We start from the raw sequence: 11,511 nt of genomic DNA, 5'->3' as shown, positions 1-11,511 counted from the left end.
GCCTCCAGAGTAAAAACACCCTGCGAAAGCTTAGGCTCCGCAGGGTGCCGGGGTGACCATCTCATTAAGTAGGCCGCCGTAAAGGCGGAAGGGGCCAGTAGCGGCGCCACAGCGAATGGATAAGCTCCCATCCGAAGTCCAGTCCAGTCCCAAGATCATACTCCCCAGGATTCCGTGAAGAGCCTAAAAAATGGAGGGCATCCATTGCCCTCCCCTCCACTGTCCACGCTCCCTGCAACCGTACTAATCAGGACCTCAAGTGGCCAGAATGAAGTCTGCGGCAGTGACGGTTGTTGCGTCGGCCACACCTACCAGGCGGATGGAGTCAGGTCCTGCGTAGCTGAGCAAGGTATCCGCACCGACATCGGTGATGATGACGATGCCGGCAAAGGTCGCAGCAGTGACGCCGAACGCGGAAATATCGAGCCGGTCCTGGCCTCCCACCGCGTTGGCATCGAAGCCGATGATCTGATCGGTCCCGAAGCCCGCTGCGAACATGAAGATATCGTTGCCACTGCTGGCAACCATCATGTCGTTGCCGGCACCGCCAGTGACCGTATTGTTGCCAGTACCGCCATCGATAAAGTCATTGCCGATACCACCCAACAATGTGTCGTTAGCGTCACCACCGAGCAGCGTGTCGTTGCCTGCTCCACCATTCAAGACATCCGCCCCATCACCGCCGTCGAGGCTGTCATCGCCAGTGCCGCCGTTCAGGGTATCCGTGCCAATGCCACCGAACAGTTGGTCGTTACCGGCGTCGTCATTCAGTGTGTCGTTGCCACCGTTGCCGGTGAGGATGTCGTTGCCGCCGCCACCATTGAGGGTGTCATTACCCACCCCCGCGGTGATGACGTTGTTCGACCCGTTGCCGTTGCCGATGAAGTTGCCGGCTCCGGTGTAGGTCAGATTCTCGACATTACCACCGAGCGTGTAGCTGGCCAGCGACGTCTGCACGGTATCCGTACCGCCACCCGTCACCTCGACCACCACGTCCGCGGCTGCATCGACGACGTAGGTGTCGTTGCCGGCTCCCCCCACCAACCGGTCAACACCTGCACCGCCATTGAGGAAGTCGTTACCGACCCCGCCGGTGATGGTGTTGGCCAGCGCATTACCGGTGCCGGTGAAGTTACCGGCGCCGGTATAGGTCAGGTTCTCGACGTTGGCACCGAGCAGGTAGTTAGTCAGACTGGTTTGCACCAGATCGGTACCACCACCCAGCGCCTCGGTGACGGTGTCACCGATGTTGTCGACCTCAAAGGTGTCGTTGCCGACACCGCCGTTCATGGCATCCGCGCCGAGCCCACCGTTGAGGGTGTCGCTGCCGTCCTCGCCATTAAGGACGTCGTTGTCGTCTCCGCCATTGAGAATGTCGTTGCCGGTGCCGCCAAACAACTGGTCATTACCGGCCAGGCCATTGAGCGTATCGCTCCCGCCCAGGCCAAGCAGCACATCGTTACCCGCGCCGCCAGTGAGGGTGTTCGCAAAAGCATTGCCCAGCAGCACCACGCCAACTACCGCCGTCGCAGCAGAGGTCACCGACTCCAGCGTGCCGAAGCCATCGGTGTAGCGCACGATCACCCGCAGTTGCTGATTGCCCTGCGCCACACCAGGGGTGAAGGTCGCAGCGGTCGCGCCGTTGATGTCGGTGAAGGAAGTGCCGACACCTTGCTGCCATTGGAAGCTGAAGGTGCCCAGCCCATCCGCATCGGCAATCCCGGCAGTGAGCGCGGTCAGCACCTGCCCTTGGTCCGGTGTCATATCGCTGATCAGCAACGCGCCTGTCGGCGCATCGTTGACGTTGGCCACCGGCCCCAGGACATCGGACGCAACGCTTTCGGCCACACCGAAGTCATCCACGTAGTTGACCACCACGCGCACCGTCTGGCCAACCTGAGCCTGGCCAAGCGCGAGCGTGCTGTTGGTCGCTCCGCCGATGTTGACGAAGCCAGCCGCGCTGTTTACCTGCCACTGGAAGGTGAACTGCGGATTGCTGAGGCCATCAACGTCAATGATGCTCGCCGGGTTAGCGGTCAACACCTGGTTCTGCACCGCGAGTCCCGCTACGGTCGGTACTAGGGTCGGTAGGCTGTTGGGCGTCGAGTCGACGATCTCCAGCGTGCCTTTGGCATCCTGATACACCGCCCGGACGCGGATGTTCAGACCCGCTACATCGTCCGCCACCCGGTAGGTGCTGCCAGTCGCCCGCGATGCCTCGCCGGCGGCGATAAAGGTGATGTCTTCGAAAACGCCCGAGCCAGGAATGTTTTCGACCTGCCAGTAGTAAGCCACCGCACCGGTAACCGCGCCGGTCGGATTGGCCACACTCTGGTTGTCCGCGTCGCGTATAGCCCGATTGCTGACACGCAGTAGCTGGCCGGCGACAGGCGTATCGTCACGCACACCGGTGGCATCATCGAGGATCGCCAGGTGACCCGCTGGACCGTTGTTTAGGGTGCTGCCAACTCCGGACGACAGCGCAAGGTCAGAGAACTGCAGACGCTCGATGCCAGTCAAGCGATCGACACCGTCACGCCCCGCCACCGAGTCGGTCACAACGACTGTGTCGCCATCGACAACAACGCTGTATTGCGCCGCAGTACCGGTGAACAGCGCGGTGTCGAAGCGGTCATTGCCGGTACGAATCTCCCGCACGATGACCAGTTGGCCTGGGTTGTAAGTACCGTTCAGCATCAGCGGCACCAACGGCTCCATGCTGTCGAACGTGGCGAGTTCCGCACCAGTGCCATCGGTGTTCGCCCGTACGCTGATGCGCACGTTCAGCCACTTGTCACCATCGATGATGTCGTCACCACCGCGACCCTCGATGAGGTCGCTGCCGCTGCCACCGAGGATGATGTTGCCGCCGTCGAAGAACGTCGCTCCGGCTGACAGCAGATCCGCCAGACCGTTGATCAGGTTGATGTTGGTCAGCACACTGCCTGTTGCACCCGCGGTGGGCAGCGATGTGGCATCTTCGTTATCACCGCGCAGGAAGTCACCGTGCGACGAACCCGACAGGCCTTCCATGACGTCGAAACGCACCAGCGCCGAGGCACCCGAACCCGGCAACAGCGGCACATCGAAAAAGCGATCGCTGTAATCGATGCTCACGCCCTGGGCGAGATCCTTGAAGGTCGCCCAGTCAAAGCCGGAGCCGCCAATATAGCGGTCACCGAAGCCGAGACTGCCGACCATGATGTCGTCGCCGCCTTCGCCGTTGAACTTGTCGTTCTCGTTACCGCCGATGTACACATCGTGGCCGATCACCGAGTCGTTGCCGAGCGGGTCGAAGTTGTCGCCAGGTGCACCGTCGGACGTGCCCTTCTCGATCCAGTCGTCGCCTTCGTTACCCATGTCCTGCTCGTTGGCCTTGCTGCCCAGGATGAAGTCGTTGCCGTGGCCACCAATGGCCTCGGAGGCGTCCTCACCGGTCACGATGAAGTCATTGCCGAAGCCGCCAATGATCAGGTTGACGCCGTTGCCACCGTGCAGCACGTCGTTGCCGTCGCCACCCTGGAGGTTATCGTCGCCGCCAAGGTCGGTAATGATGTCATCGCCGGCGCCACCGCGCAGTTGGTCGTTGCCGTTACCGCCTTCGATGCGATCGTTGCCGCCATCACCCCAGACCGTGTCATCGCCACCCCCCGCGACGAGGATGTCTGCGCTGTTGGTGCCGCCCAGCACGATGTGCTCTTCACCCGAGTACCGGATGTAGTGGGTGTCCGGCCCCGCAGTCAGCGGGTTGTCGCGCAACACCACCTGCTCGCCATTCTCGCCAAGCGGATCGGCATTGCCCAGGCCATCGTTGTACTGCTTGCTCTGGTCCCTTTCCAGATAGAACGCCGGGTCCGAGAACACCAAGCCCGGCAAGTGAGTGGCCGAGGTGTTGGCCATGATCAGCTTGGCGAACGAGGCACTTTCCAGTTCGGCATTCATCGACAGGCCAGCGGTACGCTCCAAGTAGTAGAAGCGGTCACCGTCCTGCAGTTTTTCCAGCTGGTTCTCGAACACGAAGTTGAAGGTCGAGCCGAGCATGCCGCCGAACGGAGTCTTCTCTTCGGCCAGGCCGCCGATCCAGAAATCGATGGCATCGACGCCCGTGACCGTCACACCCTTCAGATCGTCGGCAGTACCCAACACCCCATCCTTGCCGGCCAGCGTTACGTTGGCCCAGGCACCGCTGCCGTTGAGGAAGTCCAGCCGATCGGCTGGCTCAGTAACACCACCATCGCCAAATACCAGCAACATCGCCGCGGCGCGTTTGCCTTCCAGCGTGGTCGCCGCCGTGATCGTATCATGCGTGCCATAGGCAGCGATGAAGTTGATCAACGACTCCGGATGCTTGAGGTGCTGCACCAGGTCGACCCAGCTGGTGTACGGCTTGAGTTGGGTATCACCGGTTTGGCTGTAGATGTCGCGGCGCACCGCATTGAGCGAGGGAATCCCCACGTCGCGGCCACGGGCGATGTTGATCGCTGCCAGGTCAAGCGGCAGGCCGAGCAGGTTATTGCGCAGCGCCTCGGTGACGAACTCGTCGATTTCGTTACCGGCCTGGCGAGTCACCCCACGCACAATCGCACTGGTCGCATCCTCTGGCGTCACGCCACTGGCGGCGTACGCCAGCGGGTTGAGGAACGCCGCGATCAAGCCCATTTGCTGATCGGGATCAGCGCTGTTCGGGTCGCCAACCACGTTGAAATTGACGTCGAAGCGATCGACGGTCTCGGTCAGCATCGAGTGGCCAAACCGGTACACGGTATGGGCGAACTCGGCGACGATCGAGGCATCGAGGTCGACGTCATAGACCTGGGTCGGGGCGAAGAACAGGTCGATGTTGGGCTGGATGGTCCGGGCAAACTCCTCGAACACCAGGTGCTGATACTGCATCTCGGTGCCGAACTTGGCAGCCTGGAACAAGCGCTCGCCATTCCACACCAGTGCATCGATCTCGGCCTGGTTGGCTGGCAACCCGCTAACCGGAGTGAGCAGCCACTCGTTGAGGAAGGCCAGGTCCCCCGAATCGAGCACGGTGTCCTTGGTCTGCCCCACCAGCCGATTGTGCTCGGAGTGGAAGATCGCATGCACCGCGGTCAGGCCGATGTTCTCGTTGACCCGGCCGTCGCCAGCGATGTAGTGCGCATCCAGCAACTCGTTGTCGTAGGCCAGGTTCGCCCCGGTATGCGGATTGAACGGCACTGCGTTGCCAGTATCGGTATCCGCGTCAGCAGCGAGCACGCCACCGCTGAACACCGGCGCTGCATTGTGGGCAATGTCGGCGAGGAACTGGTGACCGGTGCGCACAGCATTGGCCAGGCTAATGGGGGATAGCGGATTGCCTTCGACAAGGACGTCATCCGCCGTGCCGCCCAGACCGTCAGCACCCTTCATCACGACTATAGGGAAGCCGTTCGGCCCCTTGATGAAATTGCCATAGGCGTCGGTCGCCAACAGCGGGGAATTATCGACGTCGGCATCGGTAAGGCGGATACCGAGGATGTCGTTGGCCTGCGCCTTGACCACCTTCCAGGTCGCCATACCACCGATTTCGGTGTCGTCCGAGGTACCGTACTTGCCATCCGCCCCCAGGTCACGGTTAGTGATCAGCCTGCCGGTCGCGATGGGGCCGTCGTCAGTCAGCAAATAACTGCGCAGGAATACCTGGTGCGACGGGTGCGAGCTATAGGTCTGGTTTTGGTCCACGAACGACGAGGTGGTGTTGGTGTGCTCACGGATGTCGTCGGCCGTGCCGAGAATGCCATCCGCCCCTGGCAGATTGGTCGCGCGAGTCAGCACCATGAAGTTGGTGTGGCCGCCTGGCACATACAGCGGATCATCCGGTTGCAGCGGGATGTAGATGGTGCCCGAACCGCCTTTGGTGAGCAGGTCCAGACCATGATCGAAGAACTGCCCGAAGAAGGTCATCCAGGCGTTGAACGGTGCGGACAACCCCTCGTCCGCCGTGGTGTTCTCGAACAGGTACACATCGTGGTCGTCGGCAGTACCGAACTGACCATCCATGCCGGGGCTGGCGACTATCCGTGTGCCATCCTTGAGCACGTCGTCGTTACCGCTGCCCACTACGCCGTAGTTGAGCACACCGTCTGCACCCACGTCGTAAGCGGTGGCATAGGCCGCCGGGTTGTTCGACGTCTGGTCGACGATCAGGTTACTGATGGTGCGCGGCTGCGAGTCAAACACAGCGCCGCTGTTCTGCGCATACGACGATCCCGGGATCGCCGGCGAGCCGGGGCCGAAGAAGCCGGCAGGCGCACCTTGCGCCGGATTGAACACCGGATCGGTCAAGCGCGGGAAGGTGTTGTCGGCGGCACCATACCCTGTATGGTTATTGCCGTTGAGGTTCATCAGGTTGTTATTCGACCCGTCGACCGTACGCAGGCCCAACGGCGCGCGAATGTTCGGGATCAGTGAGAGGATGTCCTGGCCGGACGCGTCAGCCTCGGCAATCTTGATCTGGTCAAGGATGAAATTGAGGTCGGAGCGGACCATGTGAAGGCCCTCGCCACCCTCGCTGGCATTGACTACGGGTGCCTGCGCCGTGGGCACAACCGGCGCGCCGGGAGCCACCACGGCAGTCGGCTGCGAGAACACCACTTCAGTCGTGCCATGACCATCCTGGTAGATCGCCTTGACCCGCAACGACAACCCGGCGAGGTCAGGAGAGACCTTGAACGTGGTGCCGTCGGCACTCTGGAACGCCAGGTCGCCGGCTGGCAACAGGATGATGTCCTCGAAAACGCCGGTGCCTGGATCTGTCTCGAATTGCCAGTAGTAGGACACCGAGGTGTTGTTGACCAAGCCCAACGGATTACCCGCCGTGACGTTGTTGGCATCGCGCACCCCGGCCATGCTGACAGTCAGCGTATCGCCCACCGTTATCGCTCCGCCGTTGCCATCCGAGACAGTCGGACTGCCAACCGGTTGATCATTCAGCCCCGGCACCAGCACTTGCTGGGAATCGACGAACTGCAGGCGTTCGATATGCAGCAGGGTATCGGTGCCGTCGCGACCCGCTACGGTATCTGCCACCGTCCAGACATCGTCCGCCACATTGACCGTGCCGCGGGTGTCACGAGTCACCACATACTCGGACTGAAGCCCGGAGAAAAACGCGGTGTCGAAGGCCGCCCCGCCAGTCGAGGTACCGGGCAGGATTTCCCGCACGGCCTTGAGCTGACCCGGGTTATAGGTGCCGTCCAGCATGAACGGAATCATATCGACCATGCTGTCGAAGGTCGCAATCTCGGGGCCGGTATGGTTGACGTCAGCGGCGTCATAAACCGCAATTCTGACGTTGATCCATTTGTCGCCGTCGATCAGATCATCGCCACCGCGGCCCTCGATCAGGTCACTGCCATTGCCACCGAGGATAATGTTGCCAGTGGCAAAGCCGCTGGTCGGCAAACCGGCATCGGCCAGAAACTGCTCCAGTCCGCGGATCAACGCCACATTGGTCAGCGCACTGCCCGTGGTGCCACCGTGGTCGATGATAGTGACCGCATCAACATCATCGCCTTTAAGCACATCGCCAAATTGCGAACCGGACAAGCCTTCGACCTCGGCAAAACGGTCGAGAATCGAGGCCGGCGAGGCGCCGACCGGATTGAACACTCCGTTGTTCTGGTTTGGCGCGTTGCCGTGTGGCTGCGCCTGCGTGACCATGGTCAGGTCAGCGGTCACGCCGGCCTTGTCATTTTTGTAGGTCACCCAGTCGAAACCGGACATGCCGTCCATATTGTCCTGGGCATCGCTGCCGACAAAGATGTCATCGCCACCCTCGCCGATCATTTCGTCGAAGCCACCACCACCGACAAAGATGTCGTTGCCGATCACATCGTCATTGAGCAACGGCGAGAGGTTATCGCCAGGTGCACCGTCCTGGGTGCCCTTCTCGATCCAGTCATCTCCTTCGTTGCCGTTAGCTGGCAGGTTGGTCTTGGCACCGAGGATGAAATCGTCACCCTGACCGCCGAAGGTGGTGGCGACATCTTCGGTGGTGACGATGAAGTCCTGGCCATCGCCTCCCAGGATCAGATTGCCTCCAGCAAGCATGCTACCGGCCACGATCACATCGTTACCGGCATTACCTTCCAGTCGGTTATCGCCGAACGAGTCGGTGATGATGTCATCACCCGCGCCACCCAGTACCGCATCGTTCCCGGAGCCGCCTTCGAGGCGGTCGTTGCCGCCGTCGCCATAAAGGGTGTCATCGCCATCACCGGAAACGATGATGTCATTGCCGGCGGTGCCGCCCAGGACGACATGATCTTCACCGGTGTACTGCAGATAATTGCTATCTGTAACAGGGGTATTGGGGTTGTTGCGGATCACCAGCGGCACAATTTCCACGCCGTTGATCATGATGCCGCCAGTCGGGTCGGCGCTACCGTTCGCGCCCAGGCCAGTGAACTGATTGGCCTGATTCACTTCGAGGGTGAAAGTCGGCGTCAGGAACACGGTGTTCGACAGGTGGGTGACATCGGTGTTGAGCATGATCAGCTTGGCAAAGGAGCTGTTCTCCAACTCGGTGCCGAAGTTCAGGCCAGCGGTACGCGACAGGTAGTAGAAGCGGTCGCCGTTCTGCAACGCCTCCATCTGGGTTTCAAACACGAAGTTGAACGTCGTACCGAGCATGCCGCCGAACGGCATCTTCTGCTCGGCGAGGCCACCGACCCAGAAGTCGATGTCGTCGACACCGGTGGTGGTGACGCCATTGTTCATGGCGTAGATGCCCGAACTGTTAAGAAAGTCCAGGCGATCCGCTTCAGTGGCGGTAAAGGTACGCTCATTGATAGTGCCGGCGTTGATCACCGCACTGCCGCCAAACACCAGGGCAGCGGCGACCGCACGCATCTCGACCAGCGTATCCACATCGGCTGCGGTCAACGCCCCGTGGGTGCCGAAGGCCGCGATGAAGTTTACCAGCGACTCGGGGTGCTTGAGGTTGTTGGCCAGGTCAGCCCAGCTGATGTACGGCTTGAGCTGGCTATCACCCGTCGTTGCGTAGAACTCACGGCGCGCCTCGTTCAAGGTGGGGATGCCAGTGTCGCGACCGCGCGCCAGGTTCAAGGCCGGCAAATCGAGCGGCAGACCGAGCAGATTGTTGCGCAACGCTTCGGTGACGAATTCGTCGATCTCGTTGCCGAGCTGGCGGGTCACACCGCGAATGATCGCCCCCGCCGCTTCGTCCGCAGTAGCGCCGCTACCGACGAACGCCAGCGGGTTGAGGAAGGCCGCGATCAGACCGAGTTGCGAGTCCGGGTTGTTCGGATCAGTGAGGAGTGGATTGAACGCGGGGTCGAAGCGATCGACGGTCTCGGTCAACATCGAGTGACCGAAGCGGTACACCACGTGGGCGAACTCGGCGAGGATTGCCGGGTTGATCGAGGTGTCATAGCCGTTGGGTGCAAGGAATTCGTCGATCTGCGGCTGAACGGTCCGCCCGAACTCCTCGAACACCAGGTGCTGGTACTGCATCTCGGTGCCGAACTTGGCGGCCTGGAACAGGCGCTCGCCGTCCCACACCAACGCCGCGATATCGGCGGGTGCAGTCGGTATCGCGGCCACGTCGTCCACCAGCCACTCATTGAGGAAGGCCAGATCGCCGGCGGCAAGGAGGGTGTCCTTGGTTTGCTGGACCAGGCGGTTGTGCTCGGAGTGGAACACATGGTGCACGGCGGTCAGGCCGATGTTCTCGTTCGCCCGGCCGTCGCCGGCAATGAAGTGAGCGTCGAGCAGTTCGTTGTCATAGGTCAGTTTATTGCCGCCCGCGCCGACTGGCTGCGCATTGCCGACATCGGTGTCAGCATCCGCCTGCAGAACCCCGCCGACGACTACCGGCGCGGCATTGTGGGCGATGTCGTCGAGGAAGCCATGCCCGGTGCTCACGGCGCTGGCCAGACTGATCGGAGCATCCCGGTTGCCTTCGACCAGTTGAGTGACGTCATCAGCCGTCCCAGCGATACCGTCAGCACCGTTACTGACGCGCACCACCACCTGCGGCATGCCGTTCGGCCCCCGTAAGAAGTTGCCATACGCATCGGTTGCCAGCAGCGGCACGTTGTGAACATCGGCGTCGGTCAGGTTGATGCCGAGAATGTCACGGGCCTGGGCCTTGACCACCGCCCAGGTCGCCATGCCGCCATTTTCGCCGTCGCCATCATCGGCAGTGCCGAACTTGCCATCGGTACCGAGATCGCGGTTGGTAATCAAGCGCCCCGTTGCAACAGGGTCACCTGCCGCGTTGAGGACGTACTCGCGCAGGAACACCTGATGCGACGGGTGCGAGCTGTAGGTTTGGCTCTGGTCCACGAACGGCGAGGTGGTGTTGGGCTGGCCATCATCGGTAGTGCCGAGTACTCCGTCCGCGCCGGCGGTACGCACTGCACGTGGCAGCACCATGAAGTTGGTCGGGCTGCCCGGTACGAACAACGGATCGTCTGGCTGTAGCGGAATAAACACGACGCCGGTACTGCTCTTGGTGAGCAGGTCGAGGCCGTGGTCGAAGAACTGGCCGAAGAAGGTCATCCACGAGTTGAAGCCGGCGGTCAGACCGACGTCCGGTGACTCGTTGGGGATAAAAAACACTTCCTTGTCGTCGTCCGTGCCGAACACCCCATCCAGACCGGGGCTGATCACCGGGTTGGCACCGCCGTTCGCCGCAACCGCGGCCGGGTTGTTGGCGGTCTGGTCGGCGATCAGGTTACTGATAATCCGTGGCTGCGGGTCGATCACCGACCCTGTCCCGGCGTATCCCGCTTGATACGAGGGGTCAAGTAGGCGCAGGAAGGAATTGTCTGCGGCGCCAAACCCGCTTTGCCCGGCGACCAGGTTGTTGAAGCTGCCATCGACGGTACGCAGACCGAATGGCACCTGACTGTTGGGTAGCAGATCACTGAGATTGGCGCCGTCGGCATGTGCTTCTGCAATGAAGATTTGCTTGAGGATGAACTCCAGGTCCGACTTGTTGAAATTGGCCATTTTGTTGGTTGTCCTCGATCTATCTGGGGAAAGGCACGGGACGATAAAGTCCTCCCACGCCCAGTCAGGTACTGGCTTGCGCAGTGTGTTAGTGCGTTTTTTTGGCTAGCGCAGGCGCGGGAAAGGCAAAGCCGTTACCCGGGACCCGGGATGAGCGCCTGGAGTTCGCCGAATGAATTGCTCGCTGAGCGATTAGGCAGAGCGAATCCGGGCCCTGGGTGGACCATGGAAACGGGAAATAAAGGCGAACTTCCTGAATAGCCCCTTCCCTCTGCAAAAGAACGAAATGATCGACATGGTCTGCCCCTCAGGAAAATCACCGCACCTTGCGTTGCCAAAGCGCTGGCAGGCTTCAAGCGGGCGGTCCCCCGAACAAGACTAAAGTTCCATAGCAAAAAACTGTCAATATTATGCCGCGAAAACAGACGACCGGTATTAAACCGGCCAACTAGCTGTTCTTAAAAGACATATAAGTCAGTTTGATCACTGCTATAGAGCAAAATGTTA

1 protein-coding gene is annotated in these 11,511 nt (G+C 61.1%); it reads right to left on the bottom strand.

The window, feature by feature from the left end; genetic code table 11:
• Nucleotides 1-255 precede the first annotated feature (255 nt).
• Nucleotides 256-11,004 carry a peroxidase family protein gene (locus ACRESH_RS22330; RefSeq protein WP_431744020.1) on the bottom strand — a complete coding sequence of 3,583 codons (10,749 nt, stop codon included), beginning with the start codon at nucleotides 11,002-11,004 and terminating at the stop codon, nucleotides 256-258.
• Nucleotides 11,005-11,511 lie beyond the last annotated feature (507 nt).

Source organism: Pseudomonas sp., assembly GCF_050739775.1.
Classification (GTDB): domain Bacteria; phylum Pseudomonadota; class Gammaproteobacteria; order Pseudomonadales; family Pseudomonadaceae; genus Aquipseudomonas.
This window is presented reverse-complemented; position numbering and strand designations above follow the sequence as displayed.